The sequence below is a fragment of the Prosthecobacter sp. genome (genome assembly GCF_044226605.1).
Lineage (GTDB): Bacteria > Verrucomicrobiota > Verrucomicrobiia > Verrucomicrobiales > Verrucomicrobiaceae > Prosthecobacter.
In genome coordinates this window covers 1-24,416 of the sequence record NZ_JBGAGS010000038.1, presented here as the reverse complement: position 1 = coordinate 24,416, position 24,416 = coordinate 1, and the positions used below count along the sequence as shown (strand labels likewise).

The following is a 24,416-nucleotide window of genomic DNA, read 5'->3' as shown; positions in this document are numbered from 1 at the left end:
GGGGAGATGAGTGCTAGTTGAAGCAGTTCCAGAGTTCCGTGTATTGCCGCATAGTGCGGTGATCTGCGTCCCGGTTCGTCCAAAGGAGGGTCACGAGTTCGTGGAGGAGATGCTCGCGGGGATAGCGTGCAGGGCTGAGAGGGAGGCCGCGTTTGCGGAGGCGGATGAGGATGTTCTTCCACAAGGGAACCTCAGGGCACTTGTTGGTGCTGTTGGTGACGTAATCGGACGGCGTGGCGCAGTGGATGCCGAGGCGCTGATTTTCCAGACGGAGGAAGATGGTCTGGGCGAGGTGGGAGAGGGCGGCGTGCTCGGCGGCGAGCTCGGAACGGGACTTGGTGGAGCGGGTGGGGTGGAGTTTGAAGGCGACTCCGGCGGCGTGATGAGTGACGAGTTGTGTGTCGGATTCGGCAATAACCTGGAGCTGGCGGTGGCGTTCGAGGCAGCTCCAGTGATAACCTCCGGCCATGGTCAAAATCACGTCTCCGATAGCCAGGCGGGCTTTGGCGAGATTGCGGCCGACGAAATCGGCGTCGGCGGTGGTGAAGTCTTTTTGGGCGAGGCGTTCGGCGGCGAAGAGGAGGCCGGAGCAGCGGTTGAAGAGGAGGCGGGTGGCTTCGTGCAGGGGGATGCGGGAGGCATCGCGATGGTGGTCGCAGCCGGCGAAGAGGGAGTCGTCTCCGATGATCCAGCGATGACCCATGACGAGGTCATAGTAGAACATGGAGACGGGGCTGCGGCGGAGGCGGGAGAGGGAGAGGATCTTGAACTCGACATCGATGCCGACGGCGGAGGAGAGGGATTCGCCGAGGCGATGGAGGGCGGCTTTGTAGCGGCGGTCGTTGAGGAAGGTGCTGCCGCTGATGAAGACGAAGAATTCGAGGTCGTTGTAGGGGAGGTCGCGCATGCCTTCACGGAGGACGCCGCCTTCGCCGCGGCCGTAGCCGCCGGCGAGGACGAGGCCTTCGAGCTTGTGACGGGGGATGAGCCGCTCGACACCGGCGCGGACCTGCATGCAGGTAACCGCGAGGTGCTGCTCAAGGGCGGCGCTGCCGTCTATGGTGAAGCGTGCGCTCATGCAGCAGAGAGGAATTGTTCGACCTGATCGACGATGGGTTTCATGGCGAAGCGTTCGTGGACTTCGCGGTGGCCCTCGGTGGCGATGGATTCGCGGAGGTGGGTGTTGCTTTGCAGGAGGAGGATGCGCTCGGCGAGCTGGGTGGCGGCGCCGGCGTCGTAGGTGAGGGCGTTCTGGCCGTGGCGGAAGAGCTCGCGGCTGCCACCGGTCATGGTGCCGATGATGGGGAGGCCGCAGGCCATGGCCTCAAGAGGAGTGAGGGCGAAGGGTTCCTCCCACTCGGAGGTGAAGAGGAGGGCATCGTGAGCGCGATACACGTCCGGCATTTCGGCGGGAGTGGCGCTGTGCCAGGTGACGGGAAGCACGCTGTCCGAGGCAAATTTTTTCAGCATGTTCACGTAGGTGTCATCGCCTTTGCCATAGACGTGGAGTTCTCCGGTGAACTCGGTTCTGAGGAGTTGAAGGGCGCGGAGTGCGGTGAGGATGCCTTTGTCTTCGGCGAGGCGGCCGACCCAGAGCCAGTTCTTTGGCGGGCGTTTGACGGGAGGGCCGCTGAAGTGAGCGGTGTCCACGGGGCAGTGGATGACGCCGCCGTGCATGACGTCGTAACCTTTTTCGGCGGTGAGCTCACGAAGGCGGGCGCTGGTGAAGTAGAGGCGCTTGAAGCGGATGTCGCGCACGGGGTTGGTGGGGGCGACGGTGTCGCAGTATTTGCGCACGCCGCGCAGGGTCCACCAGGCGCGCTGGATGCGGGAGGCGAGGGAGCCTTTGGAGCGGTTCCACCAGTCGAGCCAGACATCGCCGACGAGGCTGCGGAGGATCCAGTGGTCGCTGACGTCATAGACGGTGGGGACGCCGATCTGCTGGAGTGTGAGGCAGAGAGACTTGGAGAGGCCGCCCATGCACCAGACATGGACGACGTCCGGGTAGAAGGTGGTGAGGGCTTCGCGCAGGGCGAGATTGTTGTGAATCTCCAGCTCCTTGAGGGCGCTCAAACGGAGCCAGGGATGGCCGTAGTAGCCGTGGATGCGGAGGCTGCGCTCGATGTGTGGCTCCGAGTGTTCGGATGAGGTGCCATCCGGCAGGCCGTGATTGGAGGTGAGCACGCGCACGTTGTGGCCGCGGCTGCGCAGGGCTTCGGTGATGGCGGCGCAGCGGAGCTCATAACCGCCGACGTAATGTGGAGGATAGAGATTGGTGAGGACGAGGATTCTCATGAGGAGACCTCCTGCTGCTCGCGCCAGCCCTGATGGAAGCCGGCGAGTTTGGCGCGGCGCTGCTGCCAGCGGATGCGCATGGCGTGGGCGAGTTCGTGGATGCGGCCATGCCTGAGGCACCAGTGGAGATCATGGCGCACGTCATTGAGCCAGCCGAGAAAGACGGTCTGAGGCCAGTTGAAGGCGGAGGGGCGCTGGCTCCAGGCTTTGCCGATGGCGCGGGCGTCTCCATAGGAGCGCTTCCAGCTTTGCTGAGGGGTGTAGTTGTGGCTGTGCATGACGACGGACTCCTCCACATACGAGACCTGATAGCCCTGGGCACGGCACCAGCGGGTGTATTCGTCGTCCTCGGCATACTGGAGGTCTTCGCGGAAGCCGCGTTGCTGCCAGACGTCTTTGCGCAGACCGCTGCTGACCATGCTGAAGAAGTGATCCCAGCGGGCGGACTCCCGCTCGGGGCCGAAGCAGCGGTCGTAGTCGCAAGCGAAGACGGCCTGACAGTCCGGGCGTGGGATCTGGCGGCCGAAGCATGCGGCGACGCGGGCGTCTGCGAGAGTTTCGGCGAGCGGGCGCAGCCAGTGGTCGTTTTGCGGCGTGGCGTCGGCATTGAGGAAAATGACGCGCTCCGCGGTGGCGAGGCGCATGCCGTGATTCATGACGCGGCTGGGATTGTACTCCTGCGGGGTGATTTGAACGAAGTGTGCGGGGCTGGCGGCGCGGATGAGATCCTGCGAACCATCGGTGGAGCCGCTGTCGATGACGATGAGCTCCCGGCTGCGCCAGTTTTGCGCTGCGAGCGCGGGGAGAGTGTCCTGCAGCGCCCATGCTTCATTGAAGGAGCGCATGACGATGCTGACAAGAGGATCGCTCATGAGAGTTTGGCCGTGAGCTGGATCTGCGGGTGGTGCAGGGCGGACTTCGACTCCTTGCTCTTTCTGGCCTCGGAGAGCTCGTCATAAACGCGGGCCACGCGTCCGGCGATGGTGGGGACATCGAAGTCGGCGAGGACACGCTCACGGGCCTCGCCGATGAGATGAGTGCGGATGTGGTCGCTCAGCATGAGGGCATCGATGCCGAAGTGGAAATCTGACTTGTTGTCGAGATCGTAGAGCATGCCAGTGCGGCCGTGGTCGATGAGGGAGAGCGCGCCGGAGGTGCGGGAAGAGAGGACGGGGGTGCCGGCGGCCCAGGCCTCGAGAATGACGATGCCGAAGGGCTCGGCGGTGGAGCTGAGGACGAAGAGGCGCGCGGACTGAATGAGGCCGATGAGCTCCGGGCTGCCAGAGGCGAGACCACCGGTGAGGAGGACATCGTTGCTCAAGCCGAGGCGTGAGATATCGCGATTCAGTTCATCGACGACTGACTGGGTGGTGCCGGCACCGATGAGGACGAGCATCGCATCGGGATGACGGCTCTTGATTTCCGGGAGCTGGCGCACGAGCCAGGGGAGGTTCTTGGCGGGATCAAGGCGGGCGACTTTGACGATGACGGAACGATTGGCGATCTGGGGGAAGGCTTTGAGAGCGGCGGCGCGGTGATCGACGGCGTACTGTGCTGCGGGGACGGAGTGCGGCTGGACGATGATGCGCTGTTTGGGATATTTTTCGAGAAGGAGGGATGCTTCCTTGGGATTGCAGGTGAAGATGGCGTCTGTGAGCTCGAGGACGCGGCGGGAGCGCACGAGCGCGCCGAGGGCCTTGCCCCATTCGTAGCCGCCCTGAAGCGGAGCGGTGAGTCGGGCATTTACTTCGTCCGGAATATCGAGTGCGCCGCCGTGGAGGGTGATGACGTGTGGGACGCCGCGCGCGCGGGCGGCCATGAGGCTGATGCCGGCGATGCGATTGAGCGCATGGGAGTGCATGACGTCCGCACCGCTGCGGAGAAGCTGCCAGAAGAGCTCGAAGGAGAAGAGATTGCCGCCCCAGGAGACGAGCTCCTGGCGCTGGGCGGCGGAGATACCAGCGACTGGCACAAAGGCGCGGTAGCGCTGGATTTTGGCACCGGCATCGCGCAGGGGATCGGTGGTGCCGAGATTGGCAGTGCCGGGGGCGTGGACGGCGGATGCTATGTCGTGGTATTGCAGACCCTGGACGAGGCGCTGCACGGCAGTTTCCGTGCCGCCCCATTGAGCGGGATCGTATTTGCGGAGGATGTGAGAGACTTGCATGGGAGGAGTGGATTAAGCGGCCTGGAGGGCGGGCGGATTTTTTTTGGCGAAGGGAGAGGGGAGGCGGGAGCGGAGGGAGCGGCGCTCTTCGAGAGTGAGAGAACCGAACCAGACGAAGAGGAGGGAGGTGAGGCCGCCGGCGGTGCCCATGATGAGGATGCGCAGCCAGGTGTTTTCGATCTGCAGGTTTGGGAAGGCGAGGGGTGCGGCGAGGACGAGCGCGGCGGGCACGCAGGAGAGCCATGCTGGGAGGACGGTCTGGCGGAAGAGGTGCCAGGGACGAAGGCTGACGTCTTTGGCGACCCAGGGCCAGAGGAGGAACCAGCCGAAGAAGAGCGAGGGGATGAGGGAGCCGACGGCTACGCTGACGACGTTTTTGAAGATGAGGGCGAGGGCGATGCTGAGGGCGAGATTCAACACGGCCTCTCCGAGTCCGAGCCACATGAGGCGGCGCTCGTGGCCGGTCATCATGTAGATGCGCTTGCTGACACTGTGGGTGAGTGCGGTGCTGTAGAACCAGAAGAGCAGGACCTGCGCGACCTGCCAGGTCTCGACTGGGATGTGCGGATCTCCGGTGAGGACCTGGAGCAGCGGCTCAAGCTCGAAGGCGCAGAGGAGGTAGAGCGGAGTGGCGATGATGGCGCTCCAGCGTGTGCTGCGCTGGAGGAGATCGCGCAGGGCGGCGTGGTCGCCGGTGGCGTGCAGATGGGCGGCGGCGGGAGAGAGGGTGTCCTGCAACTGGCGGGTGAACTGGGAGAAGACTTCGGCGACTTTAGCTCCGGCCTGGTAGATGGCGACGGCGCCGATCGAGAGGGTGGCACCGAGAACGAGCTGGTCTGTTTTTCCGAGGACGATGTTGGTGGCGGTGCTGATGTAGGCGAAGATGGAGAAGCCCATGGTCTGGCGCATGATGGACTTCGAAAAGAGGGATGGGCGCAGGCGCACTTCGGGCATGTGGCGCAGGGCGAAGAAGGCGGAGACGAGATCGGGGGCGAGGGCGAAGAACAAAGCGGTGAGCATGATGCTCAGCAGGCCCCAGCCGGCATAGACGGCCCAGGCGATGACGCCGAGGCGCATGAGCATGGCGAGGGTGATGATGTTGTTGGCGGTGCTGATGCGCTGCTGGCCGCGGAGAATTTCCGGGAAGATGCCGAGGGGGAAGGCGAGGCCGATGGCGGCGAAGAAGGCGATGAGGACGATGCGGAATTCTTCGTGGTTGGCCTCTGAGACGCCGAAGGCGCGGACGATTTCATCGGAGCCCAGAGCGACGGTGGTGGCCATGAGGATGGCGACGCCGAGGTAGAAGAAGAGGATGGTGCTGAGGACCTGGCTGAGTTTGTCCCATTCGCGGGTGACGGAAAGCTCGGCGACGCGTTTCTGGGCGGCGAAGCCGAAGCCGAAGTCGAGGAGGATGCCGTAGCCGAAGACGCTCCAGAGGAGGGACCAGAAGCCGAAGGACTCCTGTGGCATGGACTGGTATAACAGACGGAAGGTGACGAGACCGACGATGATGCCGACGAAGGTGCGGAGGTAGTTGGAGAGGGCGTTGCTCCAGATGTGCTGTTTGACGGAGTCGTAGGTCATCGCGAGAGGGAAAGCTCGCGGGAAGTTGGGTGGGGGACAATCCCCGCAGGTGTGGGGAGGGCGGAGGATTTATGATTTAATTTTATGATTTTCAGGAGGTGGAGAGGGGCGCATCGCTGGTTTTGATTTTTGAGAGTTGAAGAGGAAGAGAGGTTTGTGAGTGGATGGAACGAAGGGTGGGCGGCGGATGAAGGGGATAGGGACGTTTGGGTTTGCCGCAGAGGTGCGGAGGAGCAGAGGGGGCGGAGATTTGAACGGGGATGAGGGAGCGGAGGTTATTGGGGAAAGAGGGCGCTGTTTTTTGGCATAGGAATGAAGGGCAAAGGAATGGCCGGAGAGTTGTGCCGTTGAGTTGGGGAGGCTGCGGCTCTGGAGCGCAGCGGGTGCTGGTGTGTCGCCCGTTTTCAGGAAGGGGGGAAGGCGGTTTGAGGTGTTGGTTTTGGCTATGGTGGGCGCTTTGGGGAAGTGAGGGAGAGAGGGCAGAAAGATTTTGGGCAGAAAAATTTTTCCGATCTTTTGAGTGGGGGATGTTTTGCTGTTGGGGGCTTGCTGCTTGAGGCGGTTTTGGCGGGTGTATTTGTATGAAGTCTGACAGCTATGAACAGGGCTTCACAAGGCGTGGTGTGAAGCACCAGCACAGGCCTTCTGTTGCGAAATGGCCGCGGAACGCTTCTGGAAGACGTGGCGTGTGAAGGGTGTGATGGATTCGCTTCCCCGGTGGCCCTGCAGAACCCAGGAAGCACTCGCCAAGGCTCGGCACCCCTGGGCTGAAAGACGGAAGGCCGTTGGCCTTCAAGACGGGGCAGTCAGTCTTTTATGGGCAGGCTCGATAAGAAGCTGAAGCGCTACAGCGCAGAGTGCATGAATTGACGGAAGCTTGACTGTGGAACGGAAAGTAACTTTGGGAGTTCATTTGGGGGCTGCTTGGGCGAGGAAAGCTTCCAGAATCCGGCTGAAGCCGGTACTACAATACTTGTGCTGGGTGGCTTCTAATCTTGGGCGCGGCGGGGATTCCGGAGCGGGCTTCGAGCTTCGGAGGACTAGCTGGCTGACCCAATCTTAATCGCGGAAGGTCGATGGCCTTCGAGAGAGGCGTTGCTTGGGGACGGTCTCTCGCACTTTTGGCGGTGTCTTCCAATTCAAGGGCCGCACGCTGCCGGGAGCGCGCCCCAAAACGCAACGCATGAACCTGCGGCGAGAGCGACATTTGCCTGTCTTCGCCGCGGGAACGGCGCACCTTTTTGGGGCTAGCAACGACCTAGCCCCGATATCACGGACGCGCACAGCGCATCCGTACCATCCGCCAGGGCGCGCTGAGGCAGGCTGGGCTGGGGGGGGACGCGTTGCGCGCGTCCGTCGAATCCTTTGTCCCAAAGCGTGGGCTGTATCGTTTGTCTACCACCTCTCGAAAAGGCCCGTCATCGTGACGCCGGCATGACACGGATTGAAGGCTATTTGCAAAGAAACCGCCTCGTTGACGAGGGTGTGGAGAGGAGACTTTTGCAGAAGCGGACTGAAACCTGAACTGGAGAACAGGTGTGTGCTCGGCGGTGGGCTGTTGTGCTTTGGGGGTTGGGTTTCGGTTGGCAGAGGGCGTTGGGTGATTGAGGGGGCGCTGATCGACAGACAGGAGTGTCTGTCGTACTTCAGGCGGCGAGGGCCTGGAGGGAGGTGGCGGTGGGGATGGCGGCGGGACGCTGGAGGGACATTTCCATCAGGCGGTGGATGTGGGGGATGTGGGTGATGTCTGATGGGATGTCTGAGGAGCTGCTGAAGAGGGTGGCGTAGCTTTGGGGATCGTGGGGGTGGTAGCCGTGCATGGCGCGGATGGGGCGCTCGCCCATGTGGCTGGGGACGATGAGGACGCCTTCCTGGACGAGGAAGATGATTTCGCCATACCGGCCGTCTTTGAAATGGGCGCGGAAGTGGTGGAGTTCGTCCTCGGGCATGATGCGGCCTTCGGGGATGGTGTTGAGCACGGCGGTGACTTTCTGGCGGGCGGCTTCATTGAAGAACCAGAAGCGGGCCATGGTGCTGTCATATACCACGTTGTAGTCTTTTCCAATACGGAGGCTGAGGGTGTCGATCTTGGAGCGGAGGTCGAGGTGGCGGTCGCAGTTGGCCATGCCGTGGTCGCTGAAGACGTGGAGATTGACCTGGCGGTAGTGTTTTTTGGCGGCAGCCATGGTCTGGGTGATCCAGGCTTCGTATTCGGCGAGCTTGGTGTCGATCTCGGGGGATTGATTGCCGACGCGGTGGAGGAGGCCATCGAGGCCAGCCCAGTATTGGAAGGCGAAGGTGATGCGCTCGTCTTCGATGTCGGTGATGAGGCGGTCGCGGTTGGCGGGCTCGCTGAGGTTAGGGTCGGTGACGAAATAGGGGACTTTATTCTCAACGAGGAGGTCGAAGATATTGGGGCCGCGGTTCATGCCGCGTGGCTGGAGGGGGCTCTTCTTTTCGGTGAAGTCGAAGAGGTGGATGAGATGAAAGGGGATGTTGTAGAGATCGAAGTAGCCTTTGAAGCCGAGGGTGGATTTGACGATCTTGGTGAGGTAGCGGCGAACGATGCGGCGGCTGGTGAGGGCTTTTGGCAGGAAGCGCAGCCAGCTGAGGCTGCGGAAGGGGGAGTTCTCGGGATCGTGGATGAAGTAGCACCAGTTGTGATGCTCATCGGGCCAGCGACCGCTGAGAATGCTGGGGACGCAGGTGCTGCTGTAACCGAAGACGCTTTCGAGCCTGCGGCGGTAAGGGGCGTGCCCGCGAAGGAACTGAGGGCGCGACTGGATGATCTCCCAGCCGCAGGCATCGATCATGATGAAGAGGTCCAGGCGATTTTTCATACCGAGGCGAGCTGGGGTTCCTGAAGAACGGGGGAGGAGATGAGGCGCTCGACTTCGCGACGAAGGAGGGCGGGGCTGAAGGGCTTGGAGACAAACATGGTGGCGGTCTCGAAGCCCTGATACTGACCGACGGCGAGCTGGCCGCGGGAGCTGAGGATGATGACAGGAATGTCTGCCGTGGCGGGATCTGACTTCAACTGCTGGAGGGCGGCCTTGCCATCCATGACGGGCATGATGTGATCGAGAAGGATGACACAGGGGCGGTGGATCTGAGCGAGCTTCACGGCCTCCAGGCCATCTGCGGCGAGGAGGATGGGACGGCCGAGGGGACGCATGCTGAGCTCCGCCACGCGGCGCATGTGAGGCTCGTCATCGACGACGAGAATGGGGCTATCCTTTGGCATGAGAGAGGGAATTGTGAGTGGTGGCGGAGAGGGTGTGAGCGCCGCGGGTGATGATCATGAAAGTGGCGTCGTCCTGCTGGCAGGCGGCCTCGACGGCGCTGCGATGCAGACGATGGAGGCTGTCCCGCGAGGTGCCGGCGTCTTCAGCGGCTGCGGCGGTGCCGCGGAGCCAGGAGTGAAGGGCCTCGCGGCTGAGGATGCCACCGCCGGAGACGACATCGCTCAGGCCGTCTGTGTGAAGGAGAGCGTGGGTGTAGGTGCTGAGACTGATGGAGAAGTCATGGTAGGCGGCATCTTCGGCGACGCCGAGCGGAGGGCCGTCTGCGCAGACCTCGCGGATCTGCCTGCCATCGCTCAAGAGGAGGGGGGCGTGCCCTGCGCCGGAGACCTGGAGATTTTGGCCGTCAGCGCTGACATGTACCATCTGTGCGGTGATGAACATGTCAGCGCGATCCAGCTCAGGGAACAGCGCTTTGTTCAGGCGCTGCATGAGGCGAGAAGGGCGTACGGCGAGATCGAGATGAGAATGCAGCAGGCTGTGAAAGGCGGTGGCGAAGAGAGCAGCGGGGACGCCTTTTCCCATGACGTCTGCGACGACAAAGAGGAGGCTGCCGTCTGGAAGAAGGATGGCGTCCAGGTAGTCGCCGCCGACTTCTCCGACGGTGGCGAGATGAGCGGCGCAGCGGACGAAGGGAGTCTGGGGAAGCTCGGCGGGGAGAAGGGAGCGCTGGATGTCCGCAGCGATCTGCAGCTCGCGTTTGATGAGGCGGGCCTGATTGGCCTCATCGCGACGATGGAGACCGTGGAGAAGGGCGCCGAGGAAATCGCCAAGGCTGCGGACGACATTGAGCTCACGAGCGGAGGGTTCCCAGGAGGGCTTGAATACACCGACGGTGAGGACGCCTGCGAGATCGCCTGCGCTTTCGAGCGGGTGTGCGAGACCGCTGATATGAGGGCCGGCTTTGCGCAGAGGATCGGACCCTGAGAAGACAGTGTTCGAATCAAACCAAATATCCTGACGAGTGGCTGCAGCGCGTGATTCGACAGCGTCTGAGGAACGCAGATCTAGAGCGGAGTCCCAGGCGATGGAAGTGGGAACGCCGCCGAGAATGGGGAGACGGCCTGACTCGGTGGAGGCCATGCGAAGGACGAGAAAATCCGCACCGGCGAGTTCGCGCAATTCTTCAAGCCAGCGTGAGGCGAGAGCGACGGGCTCGACATCATCGCCCGCGTCCGCGATGAGGCGGAAGATATTGGCGAGGGTCTCGTAGCAGGAGGCGACCTCTGCGGTCATGAGCTCGAGGGTGGCCTCGGTGTCTTCCGCGGGCGGAGGCGGGGATTTGCGAGAGGAGCGAAGGCAGAGAATGTTGTGGCCCTGGCCGCGAAGGTAGGAGACGTGATCTGTGAGCGAGCTGATGATGAAGAGGCCACGGCCATGCTCCGAGTCATCGTCGTCGGGGAGGGAAACTTCAGCGGGCCAGTCGAAGCCGCTGGTATGATCTGTTATGCGGACTTCGATATCGGATGTGGAGAGCGTGGCCTCGATGCGGACGGTGAGGAGTGCCTGCTGGGGAGTGGCGTAGAGGACGGCGTTGTTTGACGCCTCGGCGAGCACGAGCTCCCACTGCTGGCATTCATCCGGCTGGATTTTCTGATCTGCGAGCCACTGAACGACAGAGCGGACGGCTTCGCGGGCGTCTTCCAGCGTGGCTGGAAAATCGAGACGAAAACCATCGAACTGCTGCTGAGGACGCGACATGAGGGATCAATCGTGGATGATTTCAAAAACGCGATGAAGTCTTGTGAGCTCGATGAGCTGGCAGACGGGGGAGGAGGGATTGAGCAGCTTGAGGCTGGCGCCGCGTGCGCGGAGGTTTTTGTTGAGCGTGAGAAGCACGCCGAGGCCGGAGCTGTCGATGAAGCTGGTGCCGGAGAGGTCGATGCAAACTTCTTCATGGCCGGGTTTGATCTCTTTTTCGAGGCGGTCGCGCCAGATGCGCGCGGAGGAGGCGCAGAGTTCGGCAGGGGCGAAGAAGTGGACGGAGTCTGCAAGAGTCATGGATTAATGGCAGGTTTGAGTGTGGCTGTTGGAGGGGATGTCCTGCTCCTTGCGGAAGACAGGCAGCAAAAAGCGTGGGAGGCAGTACATGAGGATGCGGAGATTCAGGCGCATGCAGCGGTGGATGGCGTAGCAGGCGCTGTGAGCGGTGTCATTGTCTCCGGGCATGCCGTCATTCATGATGTCTGCGTAGGAGAAGATGCCGGCGGGGGCGTCGAACCACATGCGCTCGAATTCATTGGTGAGCAAAGCAGCGCGGGCCTGGGAGAGGGGGCGATTGCCGACGAGGTGCATGTCTCCACGCCAGACGGCCCAGAGCTCCGGCCAGCGTGAGAAGAAGCCGGGAGCGGAAACGAGGGTGTAGAGGCGTGTGCTGGGGCTGAAGCGGTCCTGCTTATTGGGCGGAGGGAGGACGACCTGCCTGCTTTCCAGCGCGGACTGCCAGCGGGTGAGGCGGGTCCAGAGCGCGTAGAGCATGGCGAGCGGGGAGGTGAGCACCATGAGGAGGAGCGCGGTGATGCGGGTGAACCAGCCGCTGCGCACGCCGCCGAAGGGCTTGTGATTGAGATTGGTGAGGAGGAAGTCGTCCGTGACTTCGAGGAAGGCGGCTTTCTTCCAGTTCTCGATGCCGCCGCCCCAGGCGAAGGAGGTTTGCACATTGGTGAGGGCGCCGACGTAGGTGCTGGGGCCGACCCAGCTCTCGCTGACGATGGCGTGGCGGTCGATGTAGGCGGCGTCTTCGATGATGGTGCCGGCGCGAATTTGTGCGTGCTCGCCGATGATGACCTGGGGGCCGATCCAGACGGGGCCTTCGATCATGGCGGTGGAGGCGACCTGGGCGCGGGTGCTGACGTGGACCTCCGGGGCGATCTCTCGCATGGTGAGGTGGGACTCCGGTGGGGTGCCGCGGAGGGTGTCGAGCATGATGTCAAACAGGGCGGCGGAGCTTTCCCACAGGGGGCGGTGCGGCATGTCCGGAAGGGTGTCCAGAGTGATGATATTGGGCACGCGGCCGGAGGTGTCCCGGCCGGTGAAGCGGAGACGTGTCTCCTCGATGCTGGGCTCTCGTTTGACAGAGAGGACGGTGACGGTGAGGCCCCAGCGGCCGCCCTGATCGACAGCGGCGCGCACTTCATGGGGACGGTCTGCAGCGAGGATGGTGGCGTGGGTGACGCCGGCGGCGGCGAGATGCTCCAGCCAGAGATCCAGCAAGGTGCGGCCAAGCACGGGCAGGAGGGCGAGAGGGCGGATGCGGCGCGCGAAGCCTGCGCTTTTGCGATAGTCCGGGCAGATGATGAAGACGTCCATGATTGGTTACATGCCTTTGCCCAGCACGATGGCTGGAATGGTTTTGAGGAGGATCCAGAGATCGCGGGTGAAGGAGTGGCTCTCGATGTAGCGGACATCGAGGGAGACCTGCTCGCTGAAGTCGATGCTGTTGCGATCGCCGATTTCCCAGAAGCGGCCCTCGCGCTCGCCGACCTGCCAGAGGCAGGTGATGCCGGGCTTGGCGTGGAGGCGTTTGCGGTCGGAGCTGGAGTAGAGGGCGGCCTCACGGGGGAGGCAGGGGCGGGGGCCGACGATGGACATGTCTCCGCGCAGGACATTGAAGAACTGGGGGAGTTCGTCGATGGAGGCCTTGCGGATGAAGCGACCGATGGCGGTGACGCGGGGGTCGTTCTTCATCTTGAAGGTGACGCCTTGATTTTTTTCGTTCTGAGCGAGGAGGGCGCTGAGCTTTGCCTCGGCATCGACGCACATGGAGCGGAACTTGAGCATCTCGAAATCACGGCCGTTGAAGCCGATGCGGCGTTGTTTGAAGAAGACGGGGCCGCCATCGCGACGAATGAGGAGGGCGATGACGATCATGAGCGGAGCAGCGAGGAGCAGCGCGATAATGCTGATGACGATGTCGAAGAGGCGCTTGATGGCGTGGGTGCCATTGACGACGGCGAGCCAGAGGCAGCGCTTGAAGCGCATGGCGAAGCGCATTCTCAGGCGGCCGAGACGGCTCTGGGCCTTGAGGATGCGGCGGACCTGGGGTGCGTCGGGGGCGGTCTTTATTTTCATTACGCAGTAACTGTAACAACGCGGTGTGAACTGTAATCCCCCTCAACTGGGGGACTGTGGGGAGAGCGAACGGTGGATTCGGCGATGGCGCGCTCGAACATGGCCTCGAGGCCGACGATGTAGGCGGGGAAGTCGTAGCGGGCGCTGACGAGGCGGAGACCATTGGCGCCGAGCTGTTTTGCTTTTGCCTTGTTTTGCAGGAGGTCGTCGAGGCTGGCGGCGAAGGCGTCGCGATTCATCCAGGGAACGAGGTGGCCATTGAAGCCGTCCTTGAGCCAGTCCTTGATGCCGCCGGCGTCGAACGCGACGACGGGGAGGGCATAGCGCATGACTTCGAGGCCGATGGTGGCGATGGGCTCAGGCCAGACGCTGCTGAGAGCGACGACGCTGCATTCGCGGTAATAGGCCTTCAATTCCTCCTGGGGGATGAAGCCTTTGAAATGCACACGGTCGGCGAGGCCGAGCCTGCGGCTGAGTTTTTCGCAGTAGGCGCGGTGATTGCCATCGCCGAGGATGATGCATTCGAAGTTTGACTTTACGCGGGCGAGGGACTGGAGGAGGACGTCCACGCCTTTGCCGCGGATGATCTGGCCGGCGTAGAGGATGAGATTGCGATCGCTGAAGGAGCTGCGCAAAGCGGGATCTCCCATGCGGGGGACGGGGGCGTGGATTTCGATGCGGCGGTCGTCGAAGCCGTTGCGGAGGAGTTCTTCGCGCATGTACTCGGTGACGACGATCATGCGGTGGAAACGGTGATTGAGGGCGATCTCCCGCTTCTTGGCGCTGTAGCTGACCCACTTGAGAGGAAAGCCGCCGGCGCTGTTTTTGACGACACAGGCGCCGCAGCCGAAGACGCAGTAAAGGGAGGCGGCGCGGGTGCAGATCTTGCGCGAGAGGTAGTGATACTTGTAGCTGCGCATGCAGTAGATGTCGTGGTCATGCACCATGCGAACGAGGGGGATGCCGCTGTCCACGAGGGTCTGGATGACATCGAGGTCCGGCATCTTGTGAACGTAAACGGCGTCCGGGCGGAAGGCGTAGAGGGCGGCGCGGGTCTGTGCGGCGGCATCGCCTTCAAGGGGGAAGCGCTGCTGGAAGACGCTGCTCCAGCCGTCTTCGTTTTTTCCGGTGCCGGGGCCGTGAAGGATGGCGGTGTGATGGCCGCGGGCGGCGAGCTCCTGAGCGGTGATGAAGGCGTTTGCTTCAGCGCCTGCCAGCGCGCCAAAGCGTTCGTGGACGTAGAGAATATTCATGACGAGATGGAGACACTGGTGGTGCGGAGATGGGAGAGCTCCTGACGCAGAGAGGGCGCTGCGGTGGCGAAGCCGTGGCGTATCTGAGCGACGAGGGAGTGCTGCCCGGTGCGGTTGCTGGATTCAGCGAGCTGTTCGAGATCCCGGCAGAGAGAATGAATGTGCGTGAGGCCGAAGAGGGAGCTGCTGCCTTTCAGTGAGTGAGCGGTGCGGCGCAGGGCGGGCTGATCCTGGCCTTCGGCGAGTTTTTCGAGATCGGTGATTCGCTCGGGCGTGTCTTTGAGCCAGTTTTCGATGAGTTCCGCGGTGTCCTCGGTGCTGAGTTCATCGGCGAGCATTTTGACGGCATCGCGGGCGGTGAAGGCTTCCTCCTCGGTCCAGCCGGTGACGTTTTCAGGCTGTTTAAGAGGTTCTAATACATGGATGCGGGAGAGGGCTTCGGTGAGGGCCTTTGCACGCAGGGGCTTGGAGACGTAGTCGTCCATGCCGGCCTCGAAGCAGCGCTCGCGCTCGCCGTCCATGACGTTGGCCGTCATGGCGATGATGCGGCAGCGGGGGCGCTGCCAGTGGGTGCTGGCCTCGATCTCGCGAATGGCGCGGGTGGCCTCGTGACCGTCCATGATGGGCATGTGGCAGTCCATGAGGATGGCGTCGTAGGCATGGGCGGCGAAGAGATCGACGGCCTGCTCGCCATCGCGTGCGACGTCTGCGGTGAAGCCGTATTTTTCGAGCATCATGATGGCCATGCGCAGATTGACCTCATTGTCCTCGACGACTAGCAGGCGGGGCTTGTGAGAGCAGGGAGGCTGGAGGGCCTTTTGCTGGGAGGCTGCGTCGCGGTCTTTTTCCTCCTGCTCCTCAGCGGCCGTGACGGCGCGGAGGGGGAGCTGGAACCAGAAGCGCGAGCCCACGCCGGGGGTGCTCTCCACGCCGATGGTGCCGCCCATGAGTTCGACGAGGCGCTTGCTGATGACGAGGCCGAGGCCGGTGCCGCCGAAGCGGCGGGTGGTGGAGCTGTCCACCTGGGAGAAGGCCTGGAAGAGCTTGAGCTGCTGCTCTTCATTCATGCCGATGCCGCTGTCTGTGACGCTGATTTCGAGAAGCTCGGGGGTGCCGGAAGGGGCGGGCACGCGGGAGGCCTGGATGCGGATGCTGCCGTGATCGGTGAATTTGACGCCATTGCCGACGAGGTTCATGAGGATCTGGCGAAGGCGGCCGGGATCGCCTTTGAGGGCGAGCGGCACCTGGGGGTCGATCTCGACTTTCAACACGACGCCGCGTGAGGCGGCTTTGTGCTGGAGAAGTCCGACGACGCCATCGATGATGGAAACAAGGTTGCAGGTTTCATCGACGAGATCGAGCCTGCGGGCCTCGATTTTGGAGAAGTCGAGAATGTCCTCGATGATGGTCATGAGGGCCTCGCCGCTCTGGCGCACGGCATCGACCATCTCATGCTGGCGGGCATCGAGCTGGGTCTCAAGCAGGAGGGAGGACATGCCGATGATGCCATTCATGGGCGTGCGGATCTCGTGGCTCATGGTGGCGAGGAATTCGCTCTTGGCGCGGTTGGCGCTTTCAGCGGCTTCTTTGGCGCTGACGAGGTTTTGCTCGACACATTTGCGGACGATGAACTGACCGAGCTGATTGCCGATGCCGGAGAAGGCTTCGAGAAGGGAATCCTCGGGGGTGGAGGCATCGCAGCTGAAGAGCTCAAGGACGCCGAGGATGTCTCCCTGGGCGACAATGGGAAAAGCGATGGCGCCGTGCAGGTGGCACTTTTTGGCCATGGCCGAGCGGGGGCACTCCGCGTGCTCGGCGACATCGCGGACCCACTGCGGCTGGCCGCTGTGCAGAACGATGCCGGGGAGGCCCTGGCCGGGCTTGAAGGTGAGGCTGCGGGAGAGCTCCACGAACTCGGTGATGTCCCGCAGAGGGGTGTGCCAGATCTCGACGAGATGGAGGGAGTTTTGATCCGCATCCAACATCCAGAGGGAGCCTGCGATCCAGCCGAGCTGATTGCAGATAAGCTGGATGACGCGCGCAGCGGCCTGGCGCATGGTGTCCGCCTCCGCGAGGGTGCGGCTGGTGGAGAACTGGAGGGCGCGGCGCTGATCGTCCTGGCGGCGCTGGGTGACGTCGCTCTCGATGGACATGAAGTTCACAACTTCACCGGCCTCATTGCGGATGGGCTGGATTTCAATGGAGGACCAGTATTTGCGGCCGGAGCGGTGATAGTTGAGCATTTCAACGCGAAAGCCGCGCTGGTGCTGCAGGCACTGGTTCATGAAGTTGTCCGCGCCGGGATCTGCCTCCGGGCAGCGGAGGAAATCGCCTGGCTGCTTGCCGATGACTTCCTCCAGGCGCCAGCCGGTCATGCGGTTGAAGCCTTCATTGACCCATTCGATGCGGCCTGCGGCATCGGTGACGATGACGGCGTTGTCCGTTCTGGCGGCGACGAGGGCGAGCTTGCGGGACTGCTCCTCCTGCTCGCGCAGGCGGATGCGCTGCTCGGTGAGCTGGCCGGCGAGGCGCTGGAGATCGGTGGTGACGCGGCGCTGCATCTGCAGGACCTGAAGGAGGTCCAGAGTCTGGTCGTGCACGGCGAAGTCCTGCGGCGTGAGGCCTAGCTGGTGAGCCTGATCGGGCTCTGTAAGCCAGGGGGAACCAAGCATGATGCCGCGGCGTGGGCGATCCAGAAGCAGCACCTGGCCGCGGAGGATGATCTTGTGCCGGCGGTCCTCCAGGAGGAAGAGGCGATCAGGATTGGCCCGCGCGAGGGCATCGCAAAATTCGCCCTCGGGGCTTTGAGACTGGAAGACGTCCTGCAAGCGTGCGCCGGGGACGGCACGCGGGCAGACTTTTAACAGGGAGGTGCCGGACTCCGTGATGATGTCATTGGCATCCCAGGCGAAGTAGAAGGGGAACACGCGGACGAAGTCGCGCATGCTGACATGGCCGTGGTCCACGGTGCTGGGACTTCTGGCGCTCATGCGGGGAGGGAGGTCCAGCGAATGTGGATGGGCAGGGAGGCGGGGGCCGGGGCGTTTGACTGAGGAAGGATGACAGCGGCCGGCTCTGCGTGAAATCTCTCCGCGTCTGGCTGCAAATTGAGCGCGAATGCGGATGGTTTGCGGGTGCATGACGAACCCTCCTTTCGCGAGGTGGGAAGGGCCATGGGTGACTGGTCGAGAATGCGGTACATGCGAGGACCCAAGAGGGTCCACAAACATCGCAGGCGGAGGCAGGGCAGTCACTCCCCGCAGATGTGGGGAAGCGGACTAGGCCTGCTGACGTGATTGCCATGGCCCGGCTGCAGCAGAGATGAAGGGATGCGCCTGTGTGCTGAGATGTCAGCCGGCTCAGCTTACAGGCTGGAGGCGCAACTGCCGGAGTGTGTAGAAGGGCGTCTGCGATTCTGCAATGCGTCTGGCTCCGGTCTTGCGCTTGGGGTTGAAACTGTCGCGTTGAGCTTCGAATATCCCTTCCACAAACTCCTTGGTACCCAGCACCACGCCGTCGGTGAAGTAGCGCACGCGCAGACGTATCAGCTCGGCCGTGCTGAGCCTTCCTTTTTCCGCCAGCACGGCACGGGCTGAATCTGGAGTGACTCCGCGTGTGAGAACCTGTGCATTTTTGGCGTCCATGATTTCCCGTCCTTCGTCGTGCAGCAGGCAGCGGTAGGCTTCTGCTGCTTCGTTGCTCTTCCAGCCGTCCACGGGTTTACCGAGGGCTTTGCAGAGGCCGCGTTGAGCCCGGCGGCTGCCTCCCAACGCCTCGGCATATCCGCACCAGTGGTAATCCTTGGGATCTTTGACCAGGCCGGCACGCACGGGGTTGAGATCAATGTAGGCGGCCATCGTGCGAAGGGGTTCGCCCTTGCCTTCGACGAGCACGCTTTTGAAGCGGTCCATCCATAGCGTACCACGGCGGCCGCGACGTTTGTTGAACCAGCGGCTGAAGCGCTCTTTGATTTCTTTGACGAATAGGGAGAGATCGCAGAAACGCTTTTTGAGGGCATCGATTTTTTGGTCAGCGAGGATTTTCAGGCCGCGCTGGCGGAGGTCGGCAAGTTCATCACGCAGAAGGCCGAGGTAAGTCTTGCTGTAGAGGATGCTGAGGTGCTGGAAGAGTTTGTTTTCGCCGTCGGGACCGTCGAAGCGTTCCAGCCATGTCAGTCGATGGGGCACTTCGGCGAGGAGGTGGAAGTGATTGCCCATTAGACAGTAGGTGACGATCTTGATTCCGGAGAATTCGGCCATGCGCCAGATGATGCGGCGCAGCGCTTCTTTTTCGATGTCTTCGAACCAAATCTCGCCGCCGCAAGTGCGGGACATGACGTGATAGCAGTGGGATTCCAGCGGCGCCCTGCCGAGGATACGCCGCCGCCCGCCAGACCAGGAGCGCGCGGCTGGATAGAGGCCTGTTTTGGCGTTCACACCAAGGAGCTGCTTTTCGACAGGAGCAGACTGGGGATCAGCGGATTGGGTGGCTTTCATGGCTGGAGTGTGGGCGGGATAAGTGTGCAGTCAATTGACTAAATGCCTGGCATCTTTTATCTCAGTCAATTGACTAAATGCCTGGCATCTTTTACCGAACTCGGCGGTGGCCTTGGCGTTCAGTGCCTTGAGTTCCTGAAGCGCGCCATTCAACAGCGCATTGTATTCCGCGTTTGTCTTGGGTGGCTTCACGGATTCGATCGTCTGCGCACCTGTGCTGCTTGCAAGCGTCAACGACGCGACAAGGCAAATAGCGAGACGGTTCATACAGCAGGATACTCCTGCCTGAACTTCACGTTGCGATTACGGTTTCTTGTTCGCGTCCCGGATCGCGATGCCGAAAGCTACAAAGCCGAGCAGCCCAAAAAGGACAGCTGCTGTGGCGACCACGCGGAGAACCGGGGACGCTTCCATCAAAAACATGGCAACACCTACTCCTGTGAAGAAGAGACCTCCGAGAAAAAGCTTCACTGGACCGGGGTGTGAAACAGATGGCTGTTTGCTTCGCGCGGACACAACCACACCACGGCCTCCCGACATCGCCACCTGTGCACGAGCCCACTCGACGGCTTTCTTTCCTTCGAACCTTCCATCGCTCTGCGGCTCCACGAGCACGCCGCCGGTCATCTCCGCGAGGACCGCCGCCGCAATCATTTCGCTCAGGAATTCTTCCTTCACTCGCGCTCTCGTCGAGAAGAGAATCTCGCATGGAAACGACTCGGGAATCTCCATCTCCTGCAATTCCTCCTGGCTTCGGATCGAATGGTGGCATTCAAACCCACCGGGCTTCCCCTGATATTCACATGGAAGCCAGCCGTGCAGCGTGGTCAGGTCAAAGTCTGCGGCCAGCTTCAGTGGGAATCCCTTCGCCGAAATCGCTGCCTGCCACTTCGCCGGAGTGGGCAAGCGTTCCTTTGGAAGATGAACAGAGAGATCGAATGACATGGCTCAAAGAAGGGGGTTCTTGTCAGGAGCATAACTATCGAGAATCTTCGCCGCGACAAGATCGAATGAATGCATCCCGCTGTCCATCGCCGCCGCATATTTCCCCCGCAGCCAGATGCGCGTTTCTGTGTGATTCCTCAGATCGTCCACCGAGTAGATATACCATGTCCGCATCCATCGCCTCGGTCGGCGATCTGCTGGACTCTTGACGAGACGCGTCCGCCAAAATGCCGTGGTATCCGCCACCGAGTCGAGCCGTCGAATCGTTCCCTCTTTTTTAGGCATCCGCAGATCAGTGCAAATGTTGAAGCCCGGCGCGTCGGACGTCAGCGACCCGATGTGCCGCTGCGCCCCATCGCCATGGAAAGCAAAGACGATGTTGCCGCCGAACATCACGATCTTCGTCAGCACGACGAGATAGTAGAACTTGCCGTCAAACTCGACTTCAAGAAGGTCACCTGTCCTCTGCTGAATCATGATGCAACTCGTATCACATTTCCGCATAACCGCCAGCCAACCTGCCACTGGAAGCACAACATTTCCGCCATAACCGGGGGAGGAGGTATTTAAAAAAAGATGTCAGGCATATAGTTGTCAATAGAATCTGGGACGCAGTCGGGCCATTGCCTCCTTCGGCGTATGAAGGGACAAGGTTTGGTGGGTTTATTAGTAAAGTGCTGAGTCATATTGATGAAATGGAGAAGGGGAATACACTTGTAGATTTAGTGGCTATGCCACGAATGCAGAGAAAATTGGTTATAGTCGCAATAAAATCGCGGCTTGTTGATGATACTCGAATTCCGCCATGAGTTGAGTTGCCTTTGAAAAACGGCAAGACATTATTTATTCTCGTGGATTAATTATGGATCATGACTTTATTTTTTCCCATGGTGGGACTACCCTACAAGAAGGACGTGCATCTTTCTCGGGGAAGCCATTTTGGGAAATTTGCAGGCGCATTAACGAGCGTGCGGTTAAGCAACAACACGCGGTACTTGAAGCATCTTCAAAAGATGCCAAACAAGATAAATATTTGGATGCTTCCGATCTTGATGGAACAGGTCTTAATATTCTTATAGAAGAAATTGATGCCATATTAACCGATGAACATTTTTTTGATTGGGAGCAGGAATGGAAAGTTCAACCGTGGTACATAGAAGCTTGCCAACGACAAGGGATAACTCCTGACGAGTTCATTCGGCAAATGCACGAAGCGACTTTGATGCAATTAAGGTTCTTGCGTGAAAAGCTGAGTGAAAAATTAACCTGTTTGCACCTTCATAGTGGCAACCAGCGGAAACACTGAAGGCGTCTTTTGAATATAGTGGCAACCAACAGCAACACCAGCGGCGTCCCGTTTGAAAATTGCAGCCGCACAAGCTCCTCGTTACTTCACGGTTCGCAAATTCGGCGGATCAGCTTTTCCTTACTTTCCAAACGCCTCAATGCACGGCCACCCACATCCAGCACCGGTGGTTCAACAAAAGGCGAGGTCGCCGTGGCACGCTGTGGATGGATCGCTTTAAAAGCGTGCTGGTGGAGGGCAAGGGCGAGCTGCTGCGGACAACGGCGGCTTACATTGACCTTAATCCGGTGCGTGCGGGTTTGGTGCAAGATCCCAAGGACTACCGCTGGTGTGCCTACGCCGAGGCCCTGGGGGGCAGCCGCAGGGCGCAGCGTGGATTGTGCAAGGCGCTGGGCAAGCCGGTGGATGGCTGGAGGAGTGCTCGCGCAGCGGGGGCGTATCGCTGTCTGCTGCACGATGAGGGGCGGGAGGTGAAGGATGCGCAGAATGAGAACGTGGTGAGGCGCGGGGTGACGCTGGAGTCTACGCGTGCGGTGCTGGCGGAGAAGGGCAGGCTGAGTCCTGCGGAACTGTTACGGCTGCGTGTGCGGTACTTCACAGATGGTGTGGTGCTGGGGAGCCAGGAGTTTGTGGAGGGGATCTTTGAGGCGCAGCGGGAACTTTTCAGTCCGAAGCGCAAAAAGGGGGCGAGGCGCCTTTCTACACGCTGCGGGGGCTGCGTACGAGGCCTCTGGGTTGACGCTTCGGCAGGGCGATCGGTGATGGGGCGTTTGCTGGGCCGAAGGTGCGTGGAGCTAACGCGGTCGAAGGGTGGGGAGTTGAGCAGGGGACCTGCGGATGGGGCTTGCTGATGCATGCTTGCACGCTGCGGACGGACTGGGTGGCTCTTGGAAAGTTGGTTTCCCATGCTTGCGCTCGGGTGCAGTCCCTCAATAGTCGGTGCTGAATGATCGCGAGAACTTACTCAGCCACTCTAGTGGGTGTTGATGCCGTGGAGGTGGAGATTGAAACTTACGACGGGGGCGGGACGCCGAAGATGTTCATCGTGGGGCTGCCGGATGCATCTGTGAAAGAGAGCCGGGAGCGGGTGACGGCGGCGATTTCTTCGTGCGGATTTCTCATGAATGACGGGGTGACGACGGTGAACCTGGCGCCGGCGGATCTGAAGAAGGAGGGGCCGGGATTTGACCTGCCGATCGCGATCTCGCTGATCGCGCACCGGTGCCGGATTCCGATGGGGATGCTGGGGGAGACGGCGATGATCGGGGAACTGGCGCTGAATGGGGAGCTGCGGCCGGTGCGGGGGCTGCTGGCGGTGGCGCTGGAGGCGAGGCGGAAGGGGCGCAAGCGGCTGCTGGTGCCGAAGCGCGCGGCGCTGGAGGCGAGCGTGGTGGCGGGGATCGAGATCGTGGGTGTGCAGAATCTGCGCGAGGCGGTGGAGTTTCTGAAGGGGGATCTGGAGATCGCGCCGGAGCCGTGCCGTGCGGCGGAACTGTTTGGCGCGGTGTCCCACTACGACATTGATTTTAATGATGTGAAGGGACAGGCGGATGCGACGCGGGCGATCGAGATCGCGGTGAGCGGGGGGCATGGGCTGCTCATGATTGGGCCGCCGGGGACGGGGAAGTCGATGATCGCGAAGCGGATCCCGACGATCATGCCGGGGATGAGCGAGGAGGAGGCGATCGAGACGACAAAGATCCACAGCGCGGCGGGGCTGCTGGGGGAGGCGAGCGCATTTGTGGCGACGCGGCCTTTTCGCTCGCCGCACCATACGATCAGTGATGCGGGGCTGCTGGGCGGCGGGACGAATCCGGGGCCGGGGGAGGTGTCGCTGGCGCATAACGGGGTGCTGTTTCTGGATGAGCTGCCGGAGTTCCGAAGGAGCACGCTGGAGGTGCTGCGGCAGCCGCTGGAGGATGGGAAGGTGACGATCTCCCGTGCGGCGGGGACGGTGACGTTTCCGGCGAAGTTTATGCTGGTGGCGGCGATGAACCCATGCCCGTGCGGCTACTATGGGGACCTGAAGCGCGAGTGCCGCTGCGGGGTGGTGGTGATCCAGCGATATCGGCAGAAAATCAGCGGGCCGCTGCTGGACCGCATCGACCTGCATGTGGAGGTGCCGCTGGTGGACTACAAGGCGCTGGCCTCGAGCGCGGGTGGTGAGGCTTCAGGGCCGATCCGCAAGAGGGTGGAGAATGCGAGGCAGATGCAGCAGGAGAGATTTGCGAAGCATGCGGGAGTGCATGCGAACAGCAGCATGACGCCGCGGCTGCTGAAGAAGCACTGTGAGCTGGATGCGGAGGGAGCGGGCTGCCTGGAGCATGCGATGAGTGAGATGAACTTCAGTGCGCGTGCGCATGACCGGATTCTAAAGGTGGCGCGGACGCTGGCGGACCTGGCAGGGCAGGAGAAGATAGCGGCGGATCATGTGCTGGAGGCGATTGGGTATCGCACGCTGGACCGCAAGCTGTGGGCGTGAGTGGGGAGGCTGCGGGAGGGATGAAGGGAGCGTGCTCGTGGAATGACGAGGGCTTTCGTGAGGGAATGCTTTCGCGAGAGGTGGAAAAGGGGGCTTCGCGGGGGGGGGAAAGGTGGAATCGCACGTCGGCGCGAAAAAAGTGCAAAAAGATGCATAATGTAGTTGCAGGGTCTTAGAGCTGTACTACTCTCCTGACCCGCAGCGAAAAACGCGGGCTGAGAAAAGAAGGTTTGAGAAGCGAAAAGCGGCTCGAATTAACTGGAATCAGAAACGATCTTTTAGAAAACACAGAAGCAGTGAAGCGAGGGTAAAACCGAGTTTCGTTGCTTGAAAACAGAAGGCTAAATTGTGCGCTGCGCGAAAAGAAGCGCAGGTGTCTGTGGTTTAAACAGACGCAGTCAATTTGGCTGGCTTATTTAATAAGTCAGCACCAATAATTTTTGGAGAGTTTGATTCTGGCTCAGAACGAACGCTGGCGGCGTGGATAAGACATGCAAGTCGAACGGGACACCATG

At 61.5% G+C, this 24,416-nt stretch carries 20 protein-coding genes and 1 rRNA gene; 4 read left to right on the top strand and 17 right to left on the bottom strand.

Annotated features, from left to right (window positions below; translation table 11 throughout):
- Nucleotides 1-13: 13 nt before the first annotated feature.
- From ACILSO_RS31305 to ACILSO_RS31225, 17 genes are all read right to left on the bottom strand, one after another.
- Complete coding sequence (locus ACILSO_RS31305) at nt 14-1,078, bottom strand: hypothetical protein (protein ID WP_395741437.1); 1,065 nt, start codon at nt 1,076-1,078, stop codon at nt 14-16.
- Nucleotides 1,075-2,295, bottom strand: coding sequence for a glycosyltransferase family 4 protein (locus tag ACILSO_RS31300; RefSeq protein ID WP_395741436.1), 1,221 nt, complete (start codon nt 2,293-2,295; stop codon nt 1,075-1,077). Before ACILSO_RS31300 ends, ACILSO_RS31305 begins: the two co-directional genes overlap by 4 nt.
- Entirely contained in the window at nt 2,292-3,167 is an 876-nt protein-coding gene (locus ACILSO_RS31295; protein ID WP_395741435.1) for a glycosyltransferase family 2 protein, read from the bottom strand. Before ACILSO_RS31295 ends, ACILSO_RS31300 begins: the two co-directional genes overlap by 4 nt.
- Nucleotides 3,164-4,462 carry a glycosyltransferase family 4 protein gene (locus tag ACILSO_RS31290; protein ID WP_395741434.1) on the bottom strand — a complete coding sequence of 433 codons (1,299 nt, stop codon included), beginning with the start codon at nt 4,460-4,462 and terminating at the stop codon, nt 3,164-3,166. The genes ACILSO_RS31295 and ACILSO_RS31290 overlap by 4 nt, the downstream gene beginning before the upstream one ends.
- A gap of 12 nt (nt 4,463-4,474) precedes the next feature.
- Nucleotides 4,475-6,046 carry a lipopolysaccharide biosynthesis protein gene (locus ACILSO_RS31285; protein WP_395741433.1) on the bottom strand — a complete coding sequence of 524 codons (1,572 nt, stop codon included), beginning with the start codon at nt 6,044-6,046 and terminating at the stop codon, nt 4,475-4,477.
- Nucleotides 6,047-7,692: 1,646 nt separating this feature from the next.
- Nucleotides 7,693-8,886 carry an alkaline phosphatase family protein gene (locus ACILSO_RS31280; RefSeq protein WP_395741432.1) on the bottom strand — a complete coding sequence of 398 codons (1,194 nt, stop codon included), beginning with the start codon at nt 8,884-8,886 and terminating at the stop codon, nt 7,693-7,695.
- Nucleotides 8,883-9,290, bottom strand: a complete 408-nt coding sequence (locus ACILSO_RS31275) for a two-component system response regulator (RefSeq protein ID WP_395741431.1) — start codon at nt 9,288-9,290, stop codon at nt 8,883-8,885. Before ACILSO_RS31275 ends, ACILSO_RS31280 begins: the two co-directional genes overlap by 4 nt.
- A complete protein-coding gene (locus ACILSO_RS31270; protein ID WP_395741430.1) occupies nt 9,277-11,049 on the bottom strand; it encodes a SpoIIE family protein phosphatase in 1,773 nt (590 codons plus the stop codon). The genes ACILSO_RS31275 and ACILSO_RS31270 overlap by 14 nt, the downstream gene beginning before the upstream one ends.
- Before the next feature lie 6 nt (nt 11,050-11,055).
- Entirely contained in the window at nt 11,056-11,349 is a 294-nt protein-coding gene (locus tag ACILSO_RS31265) for an STAS domain-containing protein (RefSeq protein WP_395741429.1), read from the bottom strand.
- A 3-nt stretch (nt 11,350-11,352) separates the two neighbouring features.
- Nucleotides 11,353-12,657 (bottom strand): sugar transferase, encoded by a 1,305-nt coding sequence (locus tag ACILSO_RS31260; protein WP_395741428.1) that lies wholly within the window; start codon nt 12,655-12,657, stop codon nt 11,353-11,355.
- A gap of 6 nt (nt 12,658-12,663) precedes the next feature.
- Complete coding sequence (locus ACILSO_RS31255) at nt 12,664-13,419, bottom strand: sugar transferase (RefSeq protein ID WP_395741427.1); 756 nt, start codon at nt 13,417-13,419, stop codon at nt 12,664-12,666.
- Nucleotides 13,419-14,672, bottom strand: a complete 1,254-nt coding sequence (locus ACILSO_RS31250) for a glycosyltransferase family 4 protein (RefSeq protein ID WP_395741426.1) — start codon at nt 14,670-14,672, stop codon at nt 13,419-13,421. The genes ACILSO_RS31255 and ACILSO_RS31250 overlap by 1 nt, the downstream gene beginning before the upstream one ends.
- Nucleotides 14,669-17,662, bottom strand: a complete 2,994-nt coding sequence (locus ACILSO_RS31245) for an ATP-binding protein (RefSeq protein ID WP_395741425.1) — start codon at nt 17,660-17,662, stop codon at nt 14,669-14,671. Before ACILSO_RS31245 ends, ACILSO_RS31250 begins: the two co-directional genes overlap by 4 nt.
- A 369-nt stretch (nt 17,663-18,031) precedes the next feature.
- The gene (locus ACILSO_RS31240) at nt 18,032-19,168 is read right to left on the bottom strand and encodes a transposase (protein ID WP_395741424.1); all 1,137 of its coding nucleotides are present in this window, start codon (nt 19,166-19,168) and stop codon (nt 18,032-18,034) included.
- Between the two features lie 30 nt (nt 19,169-19,198).
- Entirely contained in the window at nt 19,199-19,435 is a 237-nt protein-coding gene (locus ACILSO_RS31235; RefSeq protein WP_395741423.1) for a hypothetical protein, read from the bottom strand.
- A 36-nt stretch (nt 19,436-19,471) separates the two neighbouring features.
- Nucleotides 19,472-20,113: a hypothetical protein gene (locus tag ACILSO_RS31230; RefSeq protein ID WP_395741422.1), complete on the bottom strand. Its 642-nt coding sequence runs from the start codon at nt 20,111-20,113 to the stop codon at nt 19,472-19,474.
- 3 nt (nt 20,114-20,116) lie between these two features.
- Nucleotides 20,117-20,590, bottom strand: coding sequence for a hypothetical protein (locus ACILSO_RS31225; RefSeq protein WP_395741421.1), 474 nt, complete (start codon nt 20,588-20,590; stop codon nt 20,117-20,119).
- Between the two features lie 385 nt (nt 20,591-20,975).
- On the opposite strand from ACILSO_RS31225, the gene ACILSO_RS31220 reads away from it, so the two are divergent.
- The 4 genes from ACILSO_RS31220 to ACILSO_RS31205 form a co-directional block, all read left to right on the top strand.
- Nucleotides 20,976-21,419 carry a hypothetical protein gene (locus ACILSO_RS31220; protein WP_395741420.1) on the top strand — a complete coding sequence of 148 codons (444 nt, stop codon included), beginning with the start codon at nt 20,976-20,978 and terminating at the stop codon, nt 21,417-21,419.
- A gap of 206 nt (nt 21,420-21,625) precedes the next feature.
- Nucleotides 21,626-22,270: a hypothetical protein gene (locus ACILSO_RS31215; RefSeq protein ID WP_395741419.1), complete on the top strand. Its 645-nt coding sequence runs from the start codon at nt 21,626-21,628 to the stop codon at nt 22,268-22,270.
- A gap of 95 nt (nt 22,271-22,365) precedes the next feature.
- Nucleotides 22,366-23,901: a YifB family Mg chelatase-like AAA ATPase gene (locus ACILSO_RS31210; RefSeq protein ID WP_395741418.1), complete on the top strand. Its 1,536-nt coding sequence runs from the start codon at nt 22,366-22,368 to the stop codon at nt 23,899-23,901.
- 437 nt (nt 23,902-24,338) lie between these two features.
- A 16S ribosomal RNA gene (locus ACILSO_RS31205) occupies nt 24,339-24,416 on the top strand; the annotation flags it as partial.

Coding starts and splice junctions, on each gene's coding strand:
- ACILSO_RS31265 (WP_395741429.1), bottom strand. CDS start 11,349: ATGACTCTTGCAGACTCCGTCCACTTCTTCGCCCCTGCCGAACTCTGC.
- ACILSO_RS31240 (WP_395741424.1), bottom strand. CDS start 19,168: ATGAAAGCCACCCAATCCGCTGATCCCCAGTCTGCTCCTGTCGAAAAG.
- ACILSO_RS31290 (WP_395741434.1), bottom strand. CDS start 4,462: ATGCAAGTCTCTCACATCCTCCGCAAATACGATCCCGCTCAATGGGGC.
- ACILSO_RS31235 (WP_395741423.1), bottom strand. CDS start 19,435: ATGAACCGTCTCGCTATTTGCCTTGTCGCGTCGTTGACGCTTGCAAGC.
- ACILSO_RS31245 (WP_395741425.1), bottom strand. CDS start 17,662: ATGAGCGCCAGAAGTCCCAGCACCGTGGACCACGGCCATGTCAGCATG.
- ACILSO_RS31210 (WP_395741418.1), top strand. CDS start 22,366: ATGATCGCGAGAACTTACTCAGCCACTCTAGTGGGTGTTGATGCCGTG.
- ACILSO_RS31255 (WP_395741427.1), bottom strand. CDS start 13,419: ATGAAAATAAAGACCGCCCCCGACGCACCCCAGGTCCGCCGCATCCTC.
- ACILSO_RS31215 (WP_395741419.1), top strand. CDS start 21,626: ATGGATCGCTTTAAAAGCGTGCTGGTGGAGGGCAAGGGCGAGCTGCTG.
- ACILSO_RS31295 (WP_395741435.1), bottom strand. CDS start 3,167: ATGAGCGATCCTCTTGTCAGCATCGTCATGCGCTCCTTCAATGAAGCA.
- ACILSO_RS31230 (WP_395741422.1), bottom strand. CDS start 20,113: ATGTCATTCGATCTCTCTGTTCATCTTCCAAAGGAACGCTTGCCCACT.
- ACILSO_RS31285 (WP_395741433.1), bottom strand. CDS start 6,046: ATGACCTACGACTCCGTCAAACAGCACATCTGGAGCAACGCCCTCTCC.
- ACILSO_RS31270 (WP_395741430.1), bottom strand. CDS start 11,049: ATGTCGCGTCCTCAGCAGCAGTTCGATGGTTTTCGTCTCGATTTTCCA.
- ACILSO_RS31250 (WP_395741426.1), bottom strand. CDS start 14,672: ATGAATATTCTCTACGTCCACGAACGCTTTGGCGCGCTGGCAGGCGCT.
- ACILSO_RS31300 (WP_395741436.1), bottom strand. CDS start 2,295: ATGAGAATCCTCGTCCTCACCAATCTCTATCCTCCACATTACGTCGGC.
- ACILSO_RS31260 (WP_395741428.1), bottom strand. CDS start 12,657: ATGGACGTCTTCATCATCTGCCCGGACTATCGCAAAAGCGCAGGCTTC.
- ACILSO_RS31305 (WP_395741437.1), bottom strand. CDS start 1,078: ATGAGCGCACGCTTCACCATAGACGGCAGCGCCGCCCTTGAGCAGCAC.
- ACILSO_RS31275 (WP_395741431.1), bottom strand. CDS start 9,290: ATGCCAAAGGATAGCCCCATTCTCGTCGTCGATGACGAGCCTCACATG.
- ACILSO_RS31220 (WP_395741420.1), top strand. CDS start 20,976: ATGGATCATGACTTTATTTTTTCCCATGGTGGGACTACCCTACAAGAA.
- ACILSO_RS31280 (WP_395741432.1), bottom strand. CDS start 8,886: ATGAAAAATCGCCTGGACCTCTTCATCATGATCGATGCCTGCGGCTGG.
- ACILSO_RS31225 (WP_395741421.1), bottom strand. CDS start 20,590: ATGATTCAGCAGAGGACAGGTGACCTTCTTGAAGTCGAGTTTGACGGC.